Raw genomic sequence first — 22,543 nt, 5'->3', positions numbered from 1 at the left:
ACGCCGCTCGCCGCAAGACCTGACCCCACACGCCGGAACCGCCCCCCATGTCCCAAGCCGATTCGACGCACAGCAGCCAGTTCGCGCTGCTGCGCCAACGCCGCTTCGCGCCCTATTTCTGGGTGCAGTTCCTCAATGCCGGCAATGACAACCTCTTCAAGTTCCCGCTGATCATCCTGATCACCTACCAGCTGCAGCTGGCCTGGCTGCCGGCATCGCAGGCCGGGCTGGTGGTCAACGCACTCTTCATCCTGCCCTATGTGCTGTTCTCGGCCACCAGCGGGCAGCTGGCCGACAAGCTGGACAAGGCGCGGCTGATGCGCTGGGTCAAGTCGGTGGAGATCGCCATCATGGCCCTGGCCGCCTGGGGCTATCTGGCCAGCCATGTGCCAGTGCTGCTGGCCTGCGTGCTCTTGATGGGCTTGCACTCCACCCTGTTCGGCCCGGTCAAATACGCCTACCTGCCGCAGCAGCTCAGCGAGCGCGAGCTGCTGGGAGGCAACGGCATGGTCGAGATGGGCACCTTTGTCGCCATCCTGCTGGGCCAGGTGCTGGGCGGCCTCTTGATCGCCCTGCCCGGCGTGGGCGCGCAGTACGTGGCCATCGCCTGCCTGCTGACCGCCGTGCTCGGCCGCTGGCTGGCGCATTACATCCCCGCCTCGCCGCCCACCGACCCCGGCCTCACCATCAACTGGAACCCCTTCACCGAGACCTGGCGCAACCTCAAGCTCGCGCATGAAGAGCCGGTGGTGTTCCGCTCCCTGCTGGGCATCTCCTGGATGTGGTTCTTCGGCGCCGTCTATCTGAGCAACTTCCCGGCCTTTGCCAAGGAGGTGCTGCATGGCGACGCGCAAGTGGCCACCGCCTTGCTGGTGATGTTCTCGGTCGGCATCGGCATCGGCTCCCTGCTGTGCGAGCTGCTCTCGCGCCGCGCGGTCGAGATCGGCCTGGTGCCGGTCGGCGCCATCGGCATGACGCTGTTCTCGGTGGACCTGTACTTCGCCTCGCGCAGCCTGCCGGCCAAGGCGGCACTTGAGGGCCTGGCGGTCTTCTTCGCCCAGCCCGCGCACTGGCGGGTGATGGCCGATCTGGGCCTGCTGGCCCTGTTCACCGGCCTCTACAGCGTGCCCATGTACGCGCTGATCCAGCTGCGCTCGCAGCCGGCCTACCGCGCCCGCATCATCGCCGCCAACAACATCCTCAACGCCCTGTTCATGATTGCCAGCTCCCTGGGCGCCGGCCTGCTGCTCAGCGCCGCCGGCTTCAGCATCCCCGAGCTCTTCCTGACCGTGGGCCTGGCAAATCTGGCCGTCAGCCTCTACGTCTTCATCCGCGTGCCGGAGTATCTGCAGCGCTTCGTGGGATTGTTCCAGCGCGCCCCGGGCGCCCTGTGAACATCGCCGGCGACACGCCCGCTCTGCGCATCGGCGCCCTGGCCCGGCTCAGCGGAGCCACACCGCGCGCGCTGCGCCTGTACGAAGCAATGGGCCTGCTGCCCGCACCGGCACGCGAGGGCAAGTACCGGGTCTACAGCGCCGTGCATCTGAACGTGGTGCGGCTGATCCGCGAAGCCCAGGCCTTGGGCTTCAAGCTGCATGAACTCCAGGCCATGGCGGCCGAAGTGCCGCTGACGCAGGCCCTGAACCCCGACACTGCGCTGCCGGCGCTGCGCGACAAACGCCGGCAGCTGGACCAGCAGATCCATGAGCTGCAAGCACGGGCCGGCACGCTGGACCGCTGCATTGCCGCCTTGAGTGACCCACGGCTGCTCACGGCGCTTTGCACGAAGGGGAGCACGGAGCAGCCCCAACCTTCAGCCCAGGACGCGCGATCCGGCAGCACTTGACTCTGCCCCTAGGGGCAGACAGGACACTGGCGGCCTCGCGTTCGCGCCCAGCTGCAGTCCCTTGTCGACACCCATCCGCCGATGTCCTCCATCCACCCGCCCCGCCGCATCCTCGTCCTCAACGCCAACCCCAAACCCGCCAGCCTCAGCCAGGCCCTGGCCGAGCGCTATGCCGAGGCCGCCAGCACGGCTGGTCATGCCGTTCAGCTGGTGCATCTGCATGCGCTGCGCTTCGAGCCCGATCTGCGCGGCGGCTACGCGAACCCGCAAGTGCTGGAGCCCGATCTGCAGCAGCTGCAGCGGCAGATCCTGGAGGCCGAACACCTGGTGTTGGCCTACCCCGTCTGGTGGGGCTCGGTGCCAGCCTTGTTCAAGGGCCTGCTGGACCGACTGCTGCTGCCCGGCTTCGCCTTCCGCTACGACGGCAGCCAGAGCCTGCCCGAACAACTGTTGAAAGGCCGCAGCGCCCGCCTGCTGGTCTGCATGGACACGCCCGCCTGGTACTTCCGATGGTTCCAGGGGGCCCCGGCCCACCGCATGATGAAGAACGCCGTGCTGGGTTTTTGCGGTATCGCGCCGATTCGCATCAGCAGCTTTGCGCCCGTGATCAAGAGCACACCGGAGCAGCGGGCCCAATGGCTGGAACAGGCTGCGGACCTGGGCCGACAAGGCCGGTGAGGGCGGCGCTGCAGCGTTCAATCGGATTGAAGCCTGACTTCAAGCCAGCGCGCCGATCGCGGCCTCGAAGCGCCCTACAGTTCAGCGCATACCACCACTGCACTGGAGCCCGCGCATGAGCCACATCGACAGCCAGGTCCTGGACCAGGCCTTCCGCCAAGCCCGCACCTTCAACACCTTCCGCCCGGAGCCGGTCAGCGATGCCCTGCTGCAGCAGGTGGTCGAGCTGGCCCAGTGGGGGCCCACGGCCATGAATGGCCAGCCGGTGCGCTATGTCTTCGTGCGCAGCCCCGAGGCCAAGCAGCGCCTGGCGCCGGCCCTGGCCGCCGGCAATCTGGCCAAGACCCTGGCCGCGCCCGTGACCGTGATCGTGGCCGCTGACAGCCAGTTCTTCGAACACCTGCCGACCCAGTTCCCGGCCGTGCCCGGTGCGCGTGACATGTTTGCCGGCAATGCCGCCATGGCCGCCGGCACCGCCAGCCGCGACTCGCACCTGCAAGGCGCCTACTTCATCATCGCCGCTCGCCTGCTGGGCCTGGACTGCGGCCCCATGGCCGGCTTTGACAATGCCAAGGTCAACGCCGAGTTCTTCCCCGACGGCCGTTTTCAATCGCAGTTCCTGATCAACCTGGGCTACGGCGACCCGGCCGGCAACTACCCGCGCGGCCCGCGCCTGGGCTTCGAGCAGGTGGCGCAGGTGCTCTGAAAAACGAAGAGCAGATCCGCAGCCAGGCGCCGGCTCAGTTCGCGCCGTGGCAGAGCGGGTAGGGGCGGCCGCTGCCGCAGGGGCAGAGCGCCGCACCACTGGCGGCCCGGTCTGCCATCCCGGCCATTGCTGCGGCCTCGGCCGCATCGCGCTGCGCCTGCCAGTAGCGCTGGATCCGCCGCGCCTGCTGGGCCAGGCCGGCGGCGGCCGCATCGTGCGCGGCCTCGCTGGGCGGCTGCTGCTCCAGGCGCCGCCAGCCGGCCTCGCTGCCGTAGAGCTGCAAGGTGCTGAACCAGTCCGGGTGAGCCTGCAGCAGCGGCTGCCAGGCGAGCGCAGCGAGCTCGATGCCGCAGAGGTAGCCACGGCACCAGTCATCCAGGATCACCAGAGGCCGGCCGTCCTCGCCCTCGGTGCAGCCGAACAGCGGCTGGTAAACCGGGCGATCGGGCTCGCGCAGCGCTGCGGCCGTGGCCTGCCATTGCTTGAGCAGCAGGGCCTGCAGTCGGGCGTGCAGATGCGGGTCGGCAAAAGTGGGCTGCTGCACACCTTGCTCGGCATCCAGAACCCAGGCCATGGCCTGCTCGGGGGTGATGGGCACGGGGCCGCTGACCAGGGCGCAGATGAAGCCATCGATCATGGGCGCCTGCATGGGCTGGTCGAGGCCGGCGTCTTCGGCAAACAAGGCCTCTTCCAGCAGGGCGATGTCGTCCAGCGACCAGCCCAGCTCGACATTGAGCGCCTTGCCGACGAACACCGTGCTAGACCCCTCGGGCGCGGTCGGCCGCGAACTTGGCCTGGAAGGCGGCGAAGCCGCCCTCGCCGGGCAGGTCCAGCGCGTCGCGCGCTTCCTGCATCAGGTTCAGGTAGTAGTGCAGGTTGTGAATGCTGGTCAGCATGGGGCCCAGCATCTCGCCGCAGCGGTCCAGGTGGTGCAGGTAGGCGCGGCTGAAGGTCTTGCAGGTGTAGCAGGTGCAGGTCTCGTCCACCGGCCGCTCGTCGGTCTTGTAGCGGGCGTTGCGCAGGCGCAGGTCACCGAAGCGGGTGAACAGATGGCCGTTGCGCGCATTGCGGGTAGGCATGACGCAATCGAACATGTCGATGCCGCGGCTGACGCCTTCGATCAGGTCTTCCGGCGTGCCCACGCCCATCAGATAACGCGGCTTTTGCGCAGGCAGCTGGTGGCCGATATGGGCCAGCACGCGCTGCATATCGGCCTTGGGCTCGCCCACCGACAGGCCGCCGATGGCATAGCCCGGCAGATCCAGCTCGGCCAGGCCGGCCAGGGAATGGTCACGCAAGTTCTCGAACATGCCGCCCTGGACGATGCCGAAGAGCGCATTGGGGTTCTCCAGGCGGGCGAACTCATCCTGGCAGCGCTTGGCCCAGCGCAAGCTCATCTCCATGCTCTTGCGGGCTTCCAGCTCGGTGGTGATGTGGCCCTTGGTTTCGTAGGGCGTGCACTCGTCGAACTGCATGACGATGTCGGAATTGAGCACCGTCTGGATCTGCATCGAGATCTCGGGCGTCAGGAAGAGCTTGTCGCCGTTGACCGGCGAGGCGAACTTGACGCCCTCTTCGCTGATCTTGCGCATCTCGCCCAGGCTCCAGACCTGGAAACCGCCGCTGTCGGTCAGGATGGGTTTGTTCCAGCTCTCGAACTGATGCAGCCCGCCGAACTGTTTCATGATGTCCAGGCCCGGGCGCATCCACAGGTGGAAGGTGTTGCCGAGGATGATCTGGGCGCCCATCTCCTCGAGCGAGCGCGGCATCACGCCCTTGACTGTGCCATAGGTGCCCACCGGCATGAAGATCGGCGTTTGCACGACCCCGTGGTTGAGCGTCATCTGGCCACGGCGGGCGTGGCCTTCGGTCTTGAGGAGTTCGAACTTCAGCATGGGCGCGATTGTCGCAGCAGGCGTGGCCGCCGGGGTGGGGGCAGCGCCTCAGACACCGCCATCCCAGCGGCCCAGGGCCTGCTGGGTCGAGCCCCAGGCCAGCCAGACCGCCAGCGCCAGCGGCGGCAGCCAGCGCTCCAGGCCCTTGACGCTCAAGGCCTCGGGCGAGCCCCAGGCGTGCAGGCCCTCGGGCAGCAGCCAGAGCAAGGCCGCCGCGGCCAGGCCCAGGGCCAGAGGCATCAGCCAGGCCAGCAGGCGGGCCGCGGCTGAAGGCTGGGGCACCGCGCTCGCCGCAGCACGCGGCGCCGGCAAGGCAGCCGGCAAGGCGGCCAGCACCGCGGCGCTGAAACCGGCGTCTTCGCTCAGCGCCGCGGCCTCCTGGGCCAGATCGGCCGCGGCCTCGCGCAGCAGGCCGTCCAGCCAGGCCTCGTCGGCAGCGTCCAGCCGCTCGCTGGTTTGCATCGATGGCGGGGTTGGGGTCATGGCAACACCTCTTCTTCAGTCGCGTGTGGCGCCCAGGCCTGCAGATATTCCTTGAGCTTGATCTTGCCACGCAGCACATGGGTCTTGAGCGTGCCCAGCGGCCAGCCCAGCAGGGCCGCCGCCTCGCTGTGCGAGAGCTCGGCCAGATAGCAATGCACGATGGCCTCCTGCTCCGGCGCGCTCAGCCGCGCCAGCGCCCGGCCCAGGTCCAGGCGCAGAGCCACCTGCTGCGGCAGCTCGGCCTGTGCATCAGCCTCGGTCTCGCCCTGCCAAGCCCCATCGTCATCCGCCAAGCTCTCGCTGCGCTGCGCCAGCTCGCTCGCGCCCAGGCGCTGCTGCTGCAAAAAGCAGTTGCAGGCGATGCGGTAGAGCCAGCTGCGAAAGCGCGCCTCGCCGCGAAAACCGGGCAGCGCCCGATAGGCCTGCAAGAACGCCTCCTGCGCCAGCTCATCGGCACGCGCCGCATCGCCCCGGGTCAGGCGGCGCAGCAGGGCGCGCACCATGCCCTGGTGGCGCCGCAGCAGGCAGGCAAAGGCGGCACGGTCGTCGTGCTGCTGGACCTGGCGCACCCAGAGGCGGTCCTGGGCGTCTTGTGCATCCTCGCGACTGAAGGCCTCGTCATCCATGCGCGGAGCCTGATCTCAAACCTTCGCCTGAGCATCCTTCTGGCCGCGCGTCTCCACCCGCCATACGATCAGCAAAGCGATGCCGATGAAGCCCGGCAGGCAGCCGATGGCCCAGAGCCAACTGCCTGGGTTCATCAGGTAGAACATCACCGCCAAGCCGAGACCGGCGGCCACATTGATCGCGCCCGCTTGCAGGCCGCCGTTTGTGCGTCGCCGCTGGGCATCAAGGCTCGCCTGGCCATCACCGGAGAGCTGATTCAAGAGTTCCGGCGGCAGAGGCTGGCCCTTGTCGGCCAGCTGGCGCAGGGTCTCGTGCAGCAGCTGCTCGCGCCGCATCTTGGCCTGGATGCCCATGATGATGGCCACGATGGGAATCATCAGCGCCATGATGGGCACCAGGAAGGGAAGGACGTGACGCATATTGAGGAAGTCCATGGGCGCTGCTCCTGCAGAGGTTGGGGGAATGCTCGGGCGATCAAGAAGAGAAAACTGATCGGGACGCAGGCTTGGATGCGCGGACGGCGGTGTTTGGATTCATCCAGCGCCAAATAGTTTGGGCATGCCAGGTCGAGCGCCTGGCATTCGAGGCCTATGTGCGATGGGCGATGGGCGCAGTCTGCCCCGAAGCCGCTGCGCTACTTCTCGCCACCCGACGCGACGGCCTTCAAGGCATCGGCCAGCGCCGTCAAGGCGGCGACCGTGCCCTGCAGCTGCGCGGGCAAGGCGGCCAACCAGACGGCGTCTGGCGCCTCGCCTTGTTCCAGCCGCGCTTCACCCTCGGCCAGCATTTGAGCCAGGCGCTCAGCGCCCAAGATGGCCGCCATGCCTTTGCTGGCGTGAACCTGCAACTGGGCCGCGGGCCAATCGCGGGCTTGCAGCGCCGCCTCGATCTGCGCAGGCAACTCGGCGGCGGACCGGGAAAAGCTCGCCACGCTCTTCTGATACCTCGGCAATTTGCCCATGAAACGGTCCATGGCCAGCTGGATCTCAATGCCATCGGCCAGGGCTTGCTCCAGCAAAGGCCCGGGCACCAGCAAGGTGGGAAAGGCAAACTTTGCTGTTTCTGCAACGCCCTCTGCTGCGCTTTCAATCGAACCGTCCGAGCTGCGCCCGGTGGGCCGGCCCAGCTTCTGGATCAGACGCACCAGCCGGTCCAGATCAAAGGGCTTGCCCACATGCTCATCCATGCCCGCGGCCAGGCATTCTTCGCGGTCCGAAGCCATGGCATTGGCCGTCATGGCCACGATGGGCAGACGCAGGCCCAGCTCCTCGCGCAAGATGCGGGTGGCCGTGTAGCCATCCATGACAGGCATCTGCACATCCATCAGCAAGAGGTCCACCGCGCCCGCATCGGCCCGCATGATGTCCACTGCCTCCTGCCCATTCGAGGCCAGGCGGACCGAGGCGCCGGCATCCTCGAGCAGTTCACGCGCGACCTGCTGGTTGTTGAGGTTGTCCTCCACCACGAGCAGGCGGATGCCTGCCAGCGGCGCCGCCCCGGCGTTTGCAGCGGCGCCCTCCCCGTCGTGCTGGCCGTCTGAGGGCGGGGCCGTGGCGGGACAGAGCGCCTCACGCAAGGCGACCGCCATCAGGGGTTTGACCAGGAAGGCCTTCAGCAACGCCTGCTCGGCCGGTGTCAGCGCCTCCAGCTGCAGCGGCGTGCCACTCATCACCAGGGGCAGCTCGGCCCAGCCGGGCCGGGCACGCAGCTGCGCCAGGCAGGCCCAAACGTCCTCACCCGGCAGCCGTGCATCCGCCAGCACCAGGTTCAGCGCCAAACCATCGGGCGCCGCCGCCATCCAGGCCTGCGCCTCGGCCACGCTGGCTGTCGCCACCACCTGCCAGCCTTCAGCCATCAACATGCGGCTCAGCAGCTCGCGGGCACGGGCGTTGTCGTCGATCAACAAGACCAGCCCCTGGCTCGCCGGTGCCGGGGCTTGGGCGCCGTCAGCCTCGCCCTGCACCACCGGCAAGTCGAGTTGAAAGCTGAAACGACTGCCTCGCCCCAGGGCGCTTTCCAGCGTGATCTGGCCGCCCATCAGCTCCAGCAGGCGCAGGCTGATGGCAAGCCCCAGGCCCGTGCCACCGAACTTGCGCGTGGTGGATGCTTCCGCCTGGCTGAAGCCCGAAAAAATCTTGGCGTGGTGCTCTGGCGCGATGCCGATGCCGGTGTCCGTCACCGTGAACTCCAGCCGCACCGCATCCTCCAGGCGCTGCATGAGCTGAACGCCGACCACCACCTCACCGCTTGAGGTGAACTTGAGCGCATTGCCGGCCAGATTGATCAGCACCTGCAACAGGCGCAAGCCATCCACGTGCAGCAAGGGCGGCAACTGCGGGTCCAGATCGAACAGCAGATCCACCGGCTTGGCGCCCACATTGGCAGCCAGGATCACCGACAAGTCGCGGAAGATCTGCGTCAGGGCATGCGGCTGCGGATCCAGCGTCAGCTTGCCGGCTTCGACCTTGGAGAAATCGAGAATGTCGTTGAGCAGCCCCAAGAGCGAACGAGCCGCGCCCTCGGTCTTGCTGGCGTAGTCGCGCTGGCGCGTGCTGAGTTCGGTGCGCTGAAGCAGCTTGAGCAGGCCCAGGATCGCATTCATGGGCGTGCGGATCTCGTGGCTCATATTGGCCAGAAAGCGGCTCTTGGAGCGCGAGGCTTCCTCGGCCTCCTGGCGGGCGTGCACAAAATCGCTGATGTCATGGAAGCTGTAGACCAGGCCGATCACCTCGCCACGATCCATCTGCGGGCGGACGCGACGCTCGAACAAGCGGCCGCTCTTGAGCTTGGTGATTTCACAGCCCGCTTGCGAATCCAGGCCGACCTGTTGGCTGAAGGCCGTGAAGTCGTCTTGCAGCTGCCACGGCGTACTCAGCTGCTCCATCAGGAAGGCGATGATGGCTTCGCTGTCTTGCAGCAGCACCGCCTCGGGGATCTCCCACATGGCGCTGAAGCGGCGGTTCATATTGACGATATGGCCGGCCGAATCGAGCACCAAAACGCCTTCCCAGATCGACTCCAAGGTGGCCTGCAACTGACCCGACAGCGCCGCCAACTGGGCCTCGCCGCGCTTCAGGCTGGCACCGTCCCGCACCCGCAGTACCAAGACGTCTTCAACATCGCCACGCAGGCGGCGGATTGACTTGATCACCGGCAGCGCCACCCCATCGCCGCAGATGTACATGGACTCGGCGTTGTCGATATCACTGCCCCCGCCCACGCGCACATCTTCCCAGTAGAAGATATCGGCCAGGCTGCTCTCCACCTCGGTGATGGCGCGGCCGACCAGCGGGGTGGCCTCGTAGCCCAGGGTGACTTCAGCCTGCCGATTGGCCGCGATGATCTGGAGCGACTTGGGGTCCACCACCAAGAGCATCTCGGAGCTCTGGTCGCACATGACGCGATCCAGAGTGGCAGGGTCCCAGCTCATGTGGGCTTGCCCCCGTCAAAGTAGTAATTGACGCGTTTGCGCGGTGCCAGGTATTCGTACACCGCCGCCGGCAGCTGGCTGGGGCGGTAGGCCTTGCTGATGTGGACATCGCCCTCTTCGTTGAGGTCCAGCATCATGGCCTCGCTTTTCGGAACGCCCGCGTCGTAGGTGATGACGGTGGGTTTGAGCGGCCGCGCGGCGTTGACGCGAATCACCAGGCCGATCACATCATTGGACAGACCCACGATGGTGCCCGGCGGGTACACGCCCATGAACTTGATGAAGGCCTGCAAAAAGCGCGGGTCAAATCGGCTGCGCTGCTGGGCAAACATCTGGGACAAGGCCTCATGCGGCGTCAGCGAGTGGGCAATATGGGGCGCGTTGCAGAGGTTGTCGTAGGTGTTGATCACCGCCACCAGGCGCGCCAAGGGATCGATCGCCTCAGCCACCAGCTTCTTCGGGTAGCCGCTGCCGTCATACGCCTCGTGGTGCTGATGGATGATGTTGCACAGCACATTGGACAGGCCGATCTTCTTCGCCAGGTCCAGGCCGTACTGACAGTGCAGCTCGCGCGCCTCGCGCTCGAATTTGCTCAAGGGCCCGGCCTTGCGCATGATGTTCTCGGGAATGTCATTGAGCCCGATGTCGTGGAACACCGCGGCCATGCCCACCATCTTGACCAGCTCGGCCGGCATGCTCATCTCCTTGCCCAACACCATGGCCAGCACGGCCACATTGAGCGAGTGCAGATAGACATCCTCATTGCCGGGCTTGTCGCCCATCACCTGAATGGCCAGGTCCGGCGCTGCCAGCATCTCGTCAACGATGCCGCCGATCAGCTCGGTGGTGTCACTGAGCGCCTGCTGGGGCTGGGAGTAAATGGTCTTGTTGATGCCCTTGATGACCCCGGCGGCATTGGCAAAGGCACGCTCCACCCGCTCGATCTTCTCGCGGTGTTCGGCCATCTGCCGGATGCGCTGCTGCTTGGCCGCCATCAAGGCGGCCAGCTCGGCCTGGCGGGCCAGTTCCTCCGCAGTGGGGGCGGCCGGGGGCTGCTCACTCTTGGGCAAAGGCTTCACATCGCTCAGGGACGGCGCCCAGCGCACGCTGGCCAGGCCCAGGCTGCGAATGGTCTGCAGCTGCTCTTCGGTCTTGATCTTGAAGTTGTTGAAGTTGAAGGGATGCTCCATCCAACCCACATCCAGGTAGACGTAAACGCCCACACGCAACTGATCAACGGAGATGCGATGTTCGTTTTCTGATGCAGACATGGCGGAGATGATTTAAGCATGTTCCCAAGGGCTTGGGGCCGCCGAAGCCTCCTTCAAGCGCTGCCCCCCAGGATCACCCCCAAGTCCGGCCAGGATCGATCACGGGACAATGACTCCATGTTCCCACGCCTCGTTTTGCGCGGGTGCCAGCTCTGGCCCAGCCTGTTGATCCTCTTCGTCCTGTTTGGGCAAATCTCCCACGCGCAGGGCCAGGAGCGCCTGAACCTGCGCCAAGCCCAGTTTTCGCATGAGCTGGCGCCGCTTGAGCAAGAGATCAGCCTGCCCGACACCTGGCGCCAACGCGGTCTGCCCGCCCGAGGGCAGGGGCGCTACCGCTTGCACTTCACGCTGGACCAGGCGCCCCCGCATGGCCAGGCCTGGGCGCTGCGCGCCGAGCGCCTGAGCCGGCTGCATCGCGTGCTGCTCAACGGCGCCGTGGTGCACGAGCAAGCCGATTCGGAGGCCATGCGCCTGCATGCCTCCCCGGCCCAAACCTGGCTGGAGCTGCCCAGCGCCCTGCTGCGACCGGGGCCCAACGAACTCGTGCTGGAGCTGTACTACCAGCGTCGCGCCGGCCTCTCCGACCTTTGGATCGGCCCCGCTGCCGAGCTGGAGCCCGGCTACCAGTGGATGCGCTGGCGCGAAGCCCAGCTGCCGCAGTGGATCAATATGCTGGCTGCCGGCTTCTCGCTGCTGCTTTTGCTGGTGTGGATGGAGCGTCGCCACGAACGCAGCCTGGGCCTGTTCGCCTGGCTGTGCCTGCTCACCTCGCTGCGCAACAGCGTGTACGGCCTGAGCCTGCCGCTCGCCTGGGTGCAAGCCCTGGACCTGTTTTTCTACCTGGCCCAGGTGGCGAGCATCCAGCTTCTCGGTCGCTTTGCCCTCGCCTGGTCCGAACGCGCCCTGCCCTGGTACCGCCACAGCCTGCGCTGGACCGCCTGGCCCTTGCTGTTGGGAGGGGTGCTGGCCTCGTGGCTGGGCGCCCTGGAAACCTGGCGCAGCTGGGCCTATCCCGTGGTGCTGCTGCTGGGCCTGCCGGCCCTGGGCTTGGTGGGGCTGCGCGCCTTCCGCGTCGGCGGCTGGCGCCGACTGGCCCTGGCGGGGGCGATGCTGCTGATGATGGGGGCAGCCGTGTTCGACTATCTGGTCGGTCAGGGCCGGCTCAGCGTCATGCATGCCTACTCCATGCCCTGGATCCAGCCTCTGGCCATGATCGCCTTCGCCACTTTGCTGGCGGAGCGATTGGTGGTGGCTTTGCGCCAGAGCGAGCGCCAGCAGGCCGAACTGGAGCGCCAGGTGGCCGAGCGCACCGCCCAGCTGCAAGCCGCCCATCTGGCCAAGAGCCGGCTGCTGGACGCCGCCAGCCACGACCTGCGCCAGCCCGTCACCGCCCTGGGCCTGCTGGTGGGCATGGCGCGACTCCAGACCCAGGAACCGCGGCTGCGCCAGCTGCTCGACCAAGCCGGCGAAGGCGTGCGCGGGCTTGAGCGCCTGCTCAAAGGCCTGCTCGATCATTCGCGCCTCGATCAACAGGACCGGCCCGTGCAAACCACGCCGCTGCGATTGCAGCCCCTGCTGGATGCGGTTTTGGTGCACGCCGGCCCGCTGGCGCGCGAGCGCGGCCTGCGTCTGCGCGTGCGGCCCTGCGCCTTGTGGGTGCGTTCTGAACCGCTGCTGCTGGAGCAAGTGCTGCGCAATCTGGTCAGCAATGCCATCACGCACACAAGCCAGGGCTCAGTGATGGTGGTCGCGCGCCGGCGGGGCGCCCAGCTCTGCCTGCAGGTGCGCGACAGCGGGCCTGGCATCCCGCCCGAAGCGCAGCAGCGCATCTTTGAACCCTTTGTGCAGCTGGGCAACCCCGCGCGCAGCCGACAGCATGGCAGCGGTCTTGGCCTGGCCATCGTCGACCAGGCGCTGCGCCGCCTGGGCCATTCGCTGCAGCTGCGTTCAGCGCCGGGCCGCGGCAGCTGCTTCAGCGTGCTGCTGCCGCTCTGCGAAGCGCCCAGCGAAGCCTCCGCGGCGCCCGCGCCCAGCGGCCCCAGCGAGGCCGACAAGAGCCCGGCCGTGGCGCCGCAAACCATCTGGCTGGTGGAGGACGATGTGGAGCTTCAGCAGGCATTGTCCCAACAGCTGGAAGCCTGGGGGCACTGCGTCTGCAGCTTCGACACCGCCGAGGCCTTGTGGGCGCAATGGCCGGCGCCGCCCGACCCGGCCCCCGACTGGGTGCTGGCCGACCATCGCCTGCCCGGCATGAAGGGTGAAACGCTGCTGCAACGCATCGCCAGCCTCGGCGGGCCCAGCCGCCTGGCCCTGATGACCGCCGACCTGGACCCTGCCTCGGGCGCCATCCTGCGCAGCGCCGCATGGCCGACGTTGCAAAAGCCCTTCAGCCCGCAGGTGTTGCAAGCCTTGCTGTCGCAGACGACAACAGCGCCGGTTCTGCCGACCAAGCCGGCAACCTGAAGCCCAGCCGGGCCGCCACCACCATGGCCTCGGCGCGACGGCTCACATTGAGCTTGCGAAAGATCACGGCCAGATGGGTCTTGACGGTGGATTCCGACATCTCCAGCCGCCGCGCAATCGACTTGTTGCTGAGGCCGCGCAAGAGCAGGCCCAGCACCTCCTGCTGGCGATCCGAAAAATGCGGGGTTTCGCCCAGCTCCTCACTCTGCAGCCGAAAACTGGCCGGCAGGGCAATGCGCCCCTCCAGCGCCGCCGAGAGCTGCGACCAGAGCAGCTCGAAATGCGCCGTCTTGGGGATGAAGCCGGCCGCGCCGCCCTCCAGGCAGGCCAGCACCGTGGCCGGGCGCTCGTCTGCCGACACCACGATCACCGGCACCCATTCCAGCGCTTCGCGCAAGCGCTGCAGCGCATCGAGGCCTTGTGCATCGGGCAGCCCCAGATCGAGCAGCACCAGATCGGGCGCCCCCTGAGACTCGAGCCCGGTCAGCAAGGCGCCCAGGCTGGCGTACTGCAGGCATTGCATCTGCGGGTGCGCCTGTGACAACAGGGCCACCAGCCCCTCCCTCAGCAGGGTATGGTCATCAACCAAGGCGATGTTCATGAGCGGAAATTATGTCAGCGGCCCATGACAGGCCAGCTCGGCGCGCGCCACGAGGCAGCTCGCCAGACTTTTCGGCAAAAACCCACACCTCGGCCAAATGGACGATGGTGTGCCCGCTGAGACGGTTCTAGCATCCGCTCCGCTGCAGGCCGCCTCGCCTCGGCGCGGGCGCATGAGCGGCCCGCACCGCCGGCGGCCCTGTCATTCCGTCTCGTTTGCAGCTGCAACCAAAGGCCCGACCCATGAAAGCTCCGCATCCCACCCTGGCCGCATTGCTGGCCGCCAGCCTGCTCTCCGCCTGCGGCGGCGGCGGCGGTTCTGATCCAGCCCCTGCACCTGCGCCCGCACCGGCGCCAGCCCCCGCACCGGCACCTGCGCCCACTCCGGTGGAAGTCAGCGGCGTGGCCTCCAAGGGCTTGCTGGCCAAGGCCATCGTGCGCGCCCACCCGGTCAAGGACGACGGCCAGGCCGACCTCGCCACCGTGCTCAAGGAAACCGAGACCGATCAAGACGGCAAGTACACGCTCAGCGTGCCCACCACGCCCGGCAAGCTCTACGTGATCCGCATCAGCGCCAAGGCCGATGGCAGCACCACGCAGAAGGATGAAATCACCGGCCAAGCCCAGGCCCTGCCCGCCAGCTTCGCCTTGCGCGCCGTGGTGGCCGCCAGCGCCAGCGTCACCAAGACCGACCTCAACATCACCCCCTTCACTGAAATGGCCACCGCCGCCGCCGAGAAGGCCAGTGGCGGCCTGACCGTGGCCAACAAGGACCAGGCGCAGTCAAATGTGGTGCAGATGCTGGGCTTCGATCCGGCCAAGGTGAAGCCCACCGACATCGCCAACGCCAGCACCGACGAAGAGAAGAAGCTGGCCGTCATGCTGACCTCGGTGGCCCAGCTGGCCAAGGACGGCGCCCTCGGCTGCGCCGACCAGACCCAGGCCGGCGAGCGCGTGCGCTGCGTGGTGCAGAAGCTGGCCGAATCCGCCAAGATCGATTCGACCAAGCCGGGCACCGTGGGCGGCGTCAATGTCGCCGACAAGCTGGTCGAAGCGGTGAACAAGGTCGTCACCACGCCCGAGCTGAACCAGGGCAAGGTCGACGACAAGATCGTCAACGTAGCCCTGGGCAACCTCAAGGGCGACGGCAAGCCGGCCCCGATCAGCAACAGTGGTGACGTGGCCGCCGCGCGCAAGCTCTTCGACGAGCTGCGCAGCTCAGCCCAGGCCCTGGTCAAGCCCGATGCGGGCGCCACCACCGGCGCACTGCAGAAGGAGGCCGAACGCTTCGGCGCCGCGCTGGACAGCGTGGAGGCCCCGGTCATGCTGGCCACCCACACCAGCTCGGCCCTGCTGGGCGGTATCCAGGGTCTGATCGACTACAAGGAAGGTCTGGGCCCCAACAACGGCGGCGGTCTGTACGGTGAGGTGCCCGGGGGTCCGGCCCAGCTCAATGCCGTGGGCTGCACCATCTACCAGGACGAGGCCCGCACGGTGGCCGCCACATCGGCCGACAACGCCCGCTTCCTGGGCTGCTCGGTGCGCTATGGCGTGACCGCCTTCAACGATGTCAACCAGGGCGGAAAGTACGTGCTGGCCCATGTGCGCCATCGCCTCTTCATCACACCCGGCAGCAATGCCGGCGAGTACAGCTACAGCGCACGCGCCCAGGCCATCGTCTGCAAGGACACCAACTTCTGCTCCACCGGCCAGGCCTTCAAGGTCTACGACCTGCAATCCCAACCGGCCGTGGACTTCAGCGGCACGGTCAAGGTGACGGTCGAAGCCCTGCGCATCAAGAGCTTTGAGATCCAGGGCGAGCTGCCGGCCAAGTTCAAGGACGAGGTGTCGGCACCCAAGAGCTCGGCCGACATCCTCTACAACCCCAACGGCAAGGCCAGCTTCACCCTCAAGGGCAGCCGCAATGTGATCGTGCCGGCCACCGCCAAGAAGGGGGATGTGGAGACCGTCAACGTCGAGGGCAAGCTGGCCATCTACAAAGACGGCGCCGGCAGCCTGGACAGCGAGCTCTCCATCCTGACCGGCAGCCAGCTGCAGAGCGTGGTCGTCGCCGACGGCTCGCAAGCGCGCGAAATGGGCGGCTTCAATCTGCAGCTGCTGGCAGGCACGCCCAAGGCCGAGATCGAAGGTCAGTTCAAGGTCTCCCAGCTGATCAGCGACAAGAGCGGCACCTCGGTCATGCCCAGCGAGGCCCTGCTCAGCGGCGCCGTGCGCAACAAGGGCGATGACGGCAAGGCCCAGCCCAGCTTCTTCGCAGGCAAGATCAGCGCCAGCCAGACCGGCTACGCCCAGTACGACAACACCCTGCCCAAGTCCGCCACCAACAACTTCAAGGTCAACCTGGCCCTGGAAGGCAGCCTCACCGCCGACCAGCGTCCGCAGCTCAAGCTCAACTTGGGCCTGGGCGGCTCGGCCTGGAGCGGCGCCAACGACGCCAAGCTGGACGGCCAGTACAAGGTGCTGAACAAGGACAAGGTCGAGACCCTGGTCATCAACCTGAGCGCCAGCCAGGCCACCAGCGACGGCAAAGCGAGCTTCAAGCTCAGCGAGGCCACCTCGGGCCTGAACTTCGCCACCGACGGCAAGCAAAGCGTGCTCGACCTGAAGAAGGGCGATGTCAAGATCGGTGTGATCGATCTGGACAATGGCCGCATCACCTTCACCAACGGCGAGTTCTGGTCGCTCAACTGAGCCTGAACCACCACCTCGGGGCCAGCCCTGGCTGCGCCCCGCCACAACGGGGGCATCATGCCCCCGTGTTCTTTTGTGCGCCCAGGAAGCAGCCACATGCCCGCTCCACTCCCCTTCACCGCTCGCTCAGCACCTCTCACCCTGAACCGCGCCTGGCGGGCCGCCTGGCTCTTGCTGGCCAGCAGTGCCGCACTTGCCCAGGGCTCGAGCGCCGGCCTGAGCCTCAGCCTCAGCAGCGAGCACTTCAACGATGCCACCCGCCTCAGCCAGATGGGCCGCGAAGGCGCGCCCGCGCTGCAACCCCGCGCGGGTGACAACCTCGCGTACGAGGAGAACGAGATCCGCCTGGCCTGGAACCAAGGCCCCTGGCGCTTGAGCGCCCTGGGGCGCCAGAGCGCCAGCATCGTGGCCGGCGCCTCGGGCCTGCAGCTGGCCCAGGGCCTGATCGAACGCCGCAAGCCCGGCCAGGATCAGGACTACCGCGTCGACCTCAGCTACCGCGGCTTCTCGGGCCTCGGGCTGGCCCTGGCGCGGCGTTGGGGCGAAGCCAGCCTGGGCAGCCAAGGCTGGCAGGGCCAGCTGGAGCTGCAAGCCCTGCAGCTGCGCCGCCTGCGCGAGACCGAGATCCACGGCACGGCCCGTTACCAGACGTCTTCACAAAGCTATGCCTTCGATCTGCAAGGCCTGCGCGTGCAGGACACGCTGCGCTTTCCCTTCCAGCAGGATCCCCCGCGCCAGGGCTGGGGCCTGCTGGCCCAGGCGGAGCTGGGCTGGTGCCAGGCCGGTGTCCAGCCCTGGTGCCTGTCTCTGCGAGGCGAGAACCTGGGCCAGCTGCGCTGGCGCCAAATGCCGCAGGAGTGGCTGCAGCTCTCCACGCAAACCCAAAGTTATGACGAAGACGGCTACCTGATCTACAAACCCATGCTCAGCGGCCGCTACAGCCAGACCGCCTACCGCCAGCAGGCGCGCCAGCGCTGGACCCTGCGGGCCCAGGGCGAGACCGGCTGGGGCCGCGCCCAGCTGCGCCTGATCCGGCTGCAGGGCTACGGCCCGCTGCTGCCCGAGCTGGGCATGGACTGGGCCGCAGCCCCGCAGGGCTGGAGCCAGAGCCTGGGCTTGCAACGCTGGGGCCTGCACTGGGCCGCGCACGAGCGCCGCCTCAGCCTGCGCCTTCAGGGCACGCACTGGCAGATGGCCCTGGGTGGTGACCGGCCCGGCGCCGGCGCCCGGGCGCGCGAAGTGAGCCTGGCCTGGCATCAGCCCTTCTGAAGCTCAGGCCCCGGCAGGCCCCCGGGGGCTCGGGGACAATCGCGCCCATGTCCTCTCCTGCATCGAGCTTCTCCATCGCCCAGGCCGTCCACAGCGAGCTGATCATCAAGAAGAGCCGTTTCATCGGCTGCGTCGAGCCCTGCAGCGGGCGCGAGGCGGCGCTGGCGCGGGTGCAGGAACTTCGCGCTCTGCACCCCACCGCTGTGCATGTGTGCTGGGCCCTGCTGGCCGGCGGCCAGTCGGCAGCGGTGGACGATGGCGAGCCCAGCGGCACGGCCGGGCGGCCCATGCTGGAGGTGATGCGCCACCAGGATCTGGAGGGCGTGCTGGCCACCGTGGTGCGCTACTGGGGCGGCACCAAGCTCGGCGCCGGCGGCCTGGTGCGCGCCTACACCGACAGCGTGGCCCAGGCCCTGCTGCAGGCCGAGAAAGTGCCGCGCGTCGCGCTGCACACTCTGCGCTGCACCGTGCCCTATGCCTTCGAAGGCCTGCTGCGCCGCGAGATCGAAGGCGCCGGCGCCGAGCTGCTGGGCGTGCAGCATGGCAGCCAGGTCGAGTTCCGCTTTGCCTTGCCTGTGCCAGCCGTGGCGCCCCTGCTGGCGCGGCTGCAGGAGTCGGGCCAGGGGCGCATCGGCTGGCTCAAGGATGAGGGGGCGGACGAGGCTTGAGCCTTGTCCTGCTCAGAACAGGCTGCCCTGCGGCGGCCCTTTGCGCAAGCGCGCCAGTAGCGCGTCGGTCTGTTCGGCCGGGCCCAGATCAAACGCCTCCGGCGCCGGCAGGCGCTCGGCCGCCAGCAAGGCCTGTGCCTCGCTGACCGAGCCGCGCAGCCAGGCCTGCCAGTCCTCGGGCCGTATCGTCATCACGGCGCGCTTGTCCTGCGCGTCCGGCGGTAGGGCCGGGTCGGGCTTGTGCAGGCGATTGAGCAGCGGGTGTGCGTCGCAGTTGAGCGTCAGCATCGAATAGTTGGGGATCAACTCGCCCGTCTCGGGGTGCTGCCACTCCGACCAGATGCCGGCCAGCGCCCAGGGCAGACCATCGGCGCGGCGCAGCGGCCACCAGATGTTGCTGCCAGTCTCCCAGTTGGGCTCCTGGTAGCTCTGCGCCGGGATCAAACAGCGCCGGCCGCTCAGCCAAGCATCGCGATAGGTGGGCCGCTCGGCCACCGATTCGATGCGCGCGTTGTTCGTCAGAATCGCCCGCCCCGCCGGTCGCGGCTGCTTGGAACGAGGCGGCACCATGCCCCACTGGCCGATCACGGCCTCCCGGGCTTGTTCATTGCCATCGCCGGCACGCGGCTCCGCGCGAATGAACAGGCCTCGCCCGAATGGGCCCACCGGCGCCTGCGGGTAGGACTCTTCGCCCGCCCCGCCGGCTTTCACGACCACGCGGAAGTGCCGCTCGACCTCTTCCTTGGGGCTGACGTTGTAGAGATTGCACATGGTGGGGTGACTGTAGCGAAAGGGGCCAGCCACGGCGGGCCGCTGGTCGCGGGCCGCAGCTCGCCCGCCCCCGCCGCGAATCAATCGAAGCGGAAGCGGAACTCCTGCATGGCCTCCACCAACTTCTTCTTGCCCGTGCTGCATTGGTAGGACTCGATGGCGCGGCGCACGGCGGGCTGCAGGCGCTCGTCGCCTTGCAGGCTCAGCACCTTCACCTGGTTCGAGGCATCGATGCTGAAGCGCGCCGTCAGGACGAATTCGCCGCGGATGTTCAGCTCGGGGATTTCCGGGCGCGCCATCTGGTGGCAGTAGGTTTTGGCGCTCTCTGGCTTGGCCGCAGTGTCCTGCGGGGCCTCGGTCTGGCCACCTGTCGACAACGCCGCCGACACGCCCAGGCTGGCAACGGCCAGGCTCAAAGCCAGGGCCAGACCGCCGTGACGACGCAGGTGGGAGGCGGGTGAGGATGTGGATGAGGCAGGGCTCAGACGGTTCATCTTCTTCAACATGGCGATTCTTTCAATCAAGGGATGGGTGGATTGCCAAGCCGTGGCAAGAGGCGGTACTGCCGAAGACAGGCCCTGGGCCTTGAGCAAGGCCTGGGCATACACCGGCCAAGCCTCGGGGCGCTTGGCCAAGACCTGCGCATCGCAGGCCAGTTCCTGGTCCTGGCGCAGGCGGGGCAAGGCCAGCCAGACCAGGGGGTTGAACCATTGCAGCGCCGCCAGGCCCCAGGCCAGTGCACGCAGCGCGTTGTCGTGGCGGGCGGCGTGGCCTTGCTCATGGGCCAGCACCAGCTCTCGTTCCTCGGCGCTGAAGCGTTGGGCAAAGTCCTGCGGCAGCACCAGGCGCGGCCGCCAGCAGCCGAGCAAGGCCGGGCTGCTGCCCGCCGGCGCCCACCACAGGCCCGGGCCCGGCCGCAGCCGGCGCCGGTAGACCCGGTGCTGCACGCCAGCCCACAGGCCCAGGCCCAGCACGCCCAGAGCCCAAGCCAGCAGCAAGGCCGGCGCGGCGACCGGCTCACTGCCCGCCAACCAGGCTTGCACGGCCGCCTGCCACAGGCCCCGCGCGGGCTCGCTCCAGGCCTGCAACACCATCACCACCGCGGGCAGCTGCAACAAGGCCTCAGCCCCGCTGGCCTGAGCCGCCAGGCCGGGCGCAGCCGCCAGCGCCAGCGCCATCAGCGGCGGCAAGGCCCAGAGGCTGTACTGGCCCTGCGCGCCCAGCCACGCACGCAGCGGCCGGCGCAAGAGCAGCACCCCAAGCAAGCCCAGACTGAAGCCCAGGCTCACCCGGCCCAGCAGGGCCAAGGCCGACGCGGCATCGGCGTCGCCCAGCACAGAGATAACGAAGCCGTTCATCGCACACCACCTCGCCGTTTGGCCGCTGTCCGAGCGTTCGCTGGCTTGGCCTTGGCGCCGGGTGCGGGTGCGACCGTTGGCGGCTGCTGGTCCAGCAGTTCGCGCAAGGCCTGCACATCCTCGGGGCTCAGCTGCCGCTGGGCCGAGAAATGCGCCACCAGCGGCGAAAGCCGGCCGCGGAACAGCCGGTCCAGCAAACCCAGCGACTCCTGCCCCTCCCAGGCCTGCTGCTCCAGCACGGGGCGGTAAAGGTAGCGCCGCCCGTCCCGCTCGGCGCTGATCGCCCCCTTGTTGAGCAAGCGGTTCAGCAGGGTCTTCACCGTGCCCAGCTGCCACTCGCTGGCCTCACCCGGCGCCTCGGCCGCCTGGGCCGCCAGCGCAGCGGCAATGTCCTCAGCCGCCAAAGGCTGCAGACCGGGCTGCGCCCACAGCACTTGCAAGATGCGGCTTTCCGCGTCGGAGATCGATCCCATCGTCTGGCCTTTTACCTTTTCTCTGCACTTCGCGGCCTCGCGACCGCAATCGACAACAAGCGTTAACGGAAGCAATGTTTACGCTTGTTGTCGATATGAGCAAGCGGGTGGAAACCCTGATGGGGTGGACTCAAGCCCGCGCCCTCACCCGGCCTTCAGACCCATCAACCGGGATGGCACGCGAGCCAGTTCGGGCGCTGCCCGCACATCTGAGCGTGCAGCAGCCGCCAGCCCCTCTCGCCTGGCTTCGGGCTCGGCGCCCCAATCTGCATGCAGCCCTGGGGAATTCACGGAGCCGCCGCTGCGGCCCGGGGCCTCAGACTTGCCGGCCTTTTCGTCTGAGTTTTCGTCTGAGTTTTCGTTCTCGTTGTCGTCACCGTGATGAACAACTTCGACGGCAACAGAAACAGCAATGCCGACACCCACAACAGGCCCTCAACCCCACACCATGCGTTCCAGCCGCTTCCAAAAGACCACCGCCCTGCTTCTCTCCCTGACCCTGCTGTCCGGCTGCATGACACGCAAGCTCTGGCGTCCGGACCAGGCGCCGCACTACAACGAATCGGTGTCCTCGGTGCTGATTGCCAAGGATCAGAAGCATGTGGTCTTCATCGGCAAGCAGTACCACTATGTGTTCCAGGAGATCCCGGGACTGGCGGAGCTGATCCGCAGCCGGCTGGCCGCCCGCATGCTGTGGTCACAAAACAGCGATTGCAGGTACGAGCCCGATCAGACGGTGCGCTGCGCCATCGGGCTCTCGGTCGTCTTGCGCAACGCCGAGGATGAGAAAGAAGGTGCGCGCATCGGCTTGAAGCCCGATGGCCAGATCGAGCTGGCCTTCGTCGGCAAACGCTACGCGCCCGTCCCCGTGCCCGCCGAGGACATCACCACCCTGCACAACACCTACAACATCACGCTGTGGGGCACAGGCGTGGAGAACCGCAGCGCCGAGAAGCTGCTGAAATCCCCCGTCACGGTGGCGGCCGACGGCGTCCTGCTGCTGGTGGGCGTGCCCTTGCTGGTGATCGGCAAGCTGCTGGGTGGGGGTGGGTCTTGGCGGTAAGGGGAGGCTGAAGCAGAGGCGCTAGGGGCGGTCAGGTCAAGTCGCGAGAGGTGCGTTGGGGTCAGGCCTGGACCTCGCGGCTCGCAACTGTTCTCTTCAAATTAAAGACATGACCCTCACGGCTCTCCTGCCAGTGCCGAAGCAGAGACACAAGCTGAATCGCCCCGGGTTCCGAGGAGGCCTGTTGGTTTAAGTCAGGCGGTCGCGGCCTGACCAGCGCGGTGACGATG

Annotated in this window: 19 protein-coding genes and 1 pseudogene; 9 read left to right on the top strand and 11 right to left on the bottom strand. The window is 67.6% G+C overall.

The genetic code is table 11. From position 1 onward, the window contains the following. Positions 1-47: 47 nt before the first annotated feature. The 4 genes and pseudogenes from AC1Q6P_RS15995 to AC1Q6P_RS15980 form a co-directional block, all read left to right on the top strand. Positions 48-1,361, top strand: a pseudogene (locus tag AC1Q6P_RS15995) (MFS transporter); the annotation flags it as partial. 29 nt (positions 1,362-1,390) lie between these two features. Further along, positions 1,391-1,846, top strand: coding sequence for a MerR family transcriptional regulator (locus AC1Q6P_RS15990; RefSeq protein ID WP_492665061.1), 456 nt, complete (start codon positions 1,391-1,393; stop codon positions 1,844-1,846). Positions 1,847-1,927: 81 nt separating this feature from the next. Continuing rightward, positions 1,928-2,524, top strand: a complete 597-nt coding sequence (locus tag AC1Q6P_RS15985; RefSeq protein ID WP_102769024.1) for an NAD(P)H-dependent oxidoreductase — start codon at positions 1,928-1,930, stop codon at positions 2,522-2,524. 115 nt (positions 2,525-2,639) lie between these two features. Continuing rightward, the gene (locus AC1Q6P_RS15980; protein ID WP_102769023.1) at positions 2,640-3,230 is read left to right on the top strand and encodes a malonic semialdehyde reductase; all 591 of its coding nucleotides are present in this window, start codon (positions 2,640-2,642) and stop codon (positions 3,228-3,230) included. Between the two features lie 34 nt (positions 3,231-3,264). Here AC1Q6P_RS15980 and AC1Q6P_RS15975 read toward each other — a convergent pair whose 3' ends face one another. The 7 genes from AC1Q6P_RS15975 to AC1Q6P_RS15945 all read right to left on the bottom strand — a co-directional run bounded on the left by AC1Q6P_RS15975 (position 3,265) and on the right by AC1Q6P_RS15945 (position 10,936). Then, entirely contained in the window at positions 3,265-3,984 is a 720-nt protein-coding gene (locus AC1Q6P_RS15975; RefSeq protein WP_492665060.1) for a UPF0149 family protein, read from the bottom strand. A 4-nt stretch (positions 3,985-3,988) separates the two neighbouring features. Further along, entirely contained in the window at positions 3,989-5,125 is a 1,137-nt protein-coding gene (gene tgt, locus AC1Q6P_RS15970; protein ID WP_102769021.1) for a tRNA guanosine(34) transglycosylase Tgt, read from the bottom strand. A gap of 48 nt (positions 5,126-5,173) precedes the next feature. Then, on the bottom strand, positions 5,174-5,608 hold the full coding sequence (locus AC1Q6P_RS15965) for a hypothetical protein (protein ID WP_492665059.1): 435 nt from the start codon (positions 5,606-5,608) through the stop codon (positions 5,174-5,176). After that, positions 5,605-6,234 (bottom strand): RNA polymerase sigma factor, encoded by a 630-nt coding sequence (locus AC1Q6P_RS15960; RefSeq protein ID WP_492665058.1) that lies wholly within the window; start codon positions 6,232-6,234, stop codon positions 5,605-5,607. The genes AC1Q6P_RS15965 and AC1Q6P_RS15960 overlap by 4 nt, the downstream gene beginning before the upstream one ends. A gap of 15 nt (positions 6,235-6,249) precedes the next feature. Further along, a complete protein-coding gene (locus AC1Q6P_RS15955; RefSeq protein WP_102769018.1) occupies positions 6,250-6,669 on the bottom strand; it encodes a DUF6249 domain-containing protein in 420 nt (139 codons plus the stop codon). Between the two features lie 200 nt (positions 6,670-6,869). After that, the gene (locus AC1Q6P_RS15950) at positions 6,870-9,665 is read right to left on the bottom strand and encodes a response regulator (protein ID WP_492665057.1); all 2,796 of its coding nucleotides are present in this window, start codon (positions 9,663-9,665) and stop codon (positions 6,870-6,872) included. Then, positions 9,662-10,936 (bottom strand): cyclic di-GMP phosphodiesterase, encoded by a 1,275-nt coding sequence (locus AC1Q6P_RS15945; protein ID WP_102769016.1) that lies wholly within the window; start codon positions 10,934-10,936, stop codon positions 9,662-9,664. Before AC1Q6P_RS15945 ends, AC1Q6P_RS15950 begins: the two co-directional genes overlap by 4 nt. Positions 10,937-11,053: 117 nt before the next feature. On the opposite strand from AC1Q6P_RS15945, the gene AC1Q6P_RS15940 reads away from it, so the two are divergent. After that, on the top strand, positions 11,054-13,399 hold the full coding sequence (locus AC1Q6P_RS15940) for an ATP-binding protein (protein WP_492665056.1): 2,346 nt from the start codon (positions 11,054-11,056) through the stop codon (positions 13,397-13,399). On the opposite strand, the gene AC1Q6P_RS15935 is transcribed toward AC1Q6P_RS15940, so the two are convergent. Beyond that, positions 13,323-14,000 carry a response regulator gene (locus tag AC1Q6P_RS15935; RefSeq protein ID WP_271007532.1) on the bottom strand — a complete coding sequence of 226 codons (678 nt, stop codon included), beginning with the start codon at positions 13,998-14,000 and terminating at the stop codon, positions 13,323-13,325. The two genes, AC1Q6P_RS15940 and AC1Q6P_RS15935, sit on opposite strands and share 77 nt — an antisense overlap. A gap of 242 nt (positions 14,001-14,242) precedes the next feature. On the opposite strand from AC1Q6P_RS15935, the gene AC1Q6P_RS15930 reads away from it, so the two are divergent. The 3 genes from AC1Q6P_RS15930 (at position 14,243) to AC1Q6P_RS15920 (ending at position 18,648) form a co-directional block, all read left to right on the top strand. Further along, positions 14,243-16,711, top strand: a complete 2,469-nt coding sequence (locus AC1Q6P_RS15930) for a hypothetical protein (protein ID WP_492665055.1) — start codon at positions 14,243-14,245, stop codon at positions 16,709-16,711. Between the two features lie 96 nt (positions 16,712-16,807). Then, a complete protein-coding gene (locus AC1Q6P_RS15925) occupies positions 16,808-17,980 on the top strand; it encodes a hypothetical protein (RefSeq protein WP_492665054.1) in 1,173 nt (390 codons plus the stop codon). Between the two features lie 47 nt (positions 17,981-18,027). Beyond that, positions 18,028-18,648: an IMPACT family protein gene (locus tag AC1Q6P_RS15920; RefSeq protein ID WP_171826633.1), complete on the top strand. Its 621-nt coding sequence runs from the start codon at positions 18,028-18,030 to the stop codon at positions 18,646-18,648. A gap of 12 nt (positions 18,649-18,660) precedes the next feature. Here the strand turns inward: AC1Q6P_RS15920 and AC1Q6P_RS15915 are convergent, their stop codons facing one another. The 3 genes from AC1Q6P_RS15915 to AC1Q6P_RS15905 all read right to left on the bottom strand — a co-directional run bounded on the left by AC1Q6P_RS15915 (position 18,661) and on the right by AC1Q6P_RS15905 (position 21,250). After that, complete coding sequence (locus AC1Q6P_RS15915) at positions 18,661-19,419, bottom strand: SOS response-associated peptidase (RefSeq protein WP_492665053.1); 759 nt, start codon at positions 19,417-19,419, stop codon at positions 18,661-18,663. A gap of 80 nt (positions 19,420-19,499) precedes the next feature. Next, positions 19,500-20,777: a M56 family metallopeptidase gene (locus tag AC1Q6P_RS15910; protein ID WP_492665052.1), complete on the bottom strand. Its 1,278-nt coding sequence runs from the start codon at positions 20,775-20,777 to the stop codon at positions 19,500-19,502. After that, a complete protein-coding gene (locus AC1Q6P_RS15905; RefSeq protein WP_492665051.1) occupies positions 20,774-21,250 on the bottom strand; it encodes a BlaI/MecI/CopY family transcriptional regulator in 477 nt (158 codons plus the stop codon). Before AC1Q6P_RS15905 ends, AC1Q6P_RS15910 begins: the two co-directional genes overlap by 4 nt. A 448-nt stretch (positions 21,251-21,698) precedes the next feature. On the opposite strand from AC1Q6P_RS15905, the gene AC1Q6P_RS15900 reads away from it, so the two are divergent. Further along, positions 21,699-22,313 (top strand): hypothetical protein, encoded by a 615-nt coding sequence (locus tag AC1Q6P_RS15900; RefSeq protein WP_492665050.1) that lies wholly within the window; start codon positions 21,699-21,701, stop codon positions 22,311-22,313. Positions 22,314-22,543 lie beyond the last annotated feature (230 nt).

Source organism: Roseateles sp. GW835-FHT13E02 (genome assembly GCF_058794035.1).
This window is presented reverse-complemented; position numbering and strand designations above follow the sequence as displayed.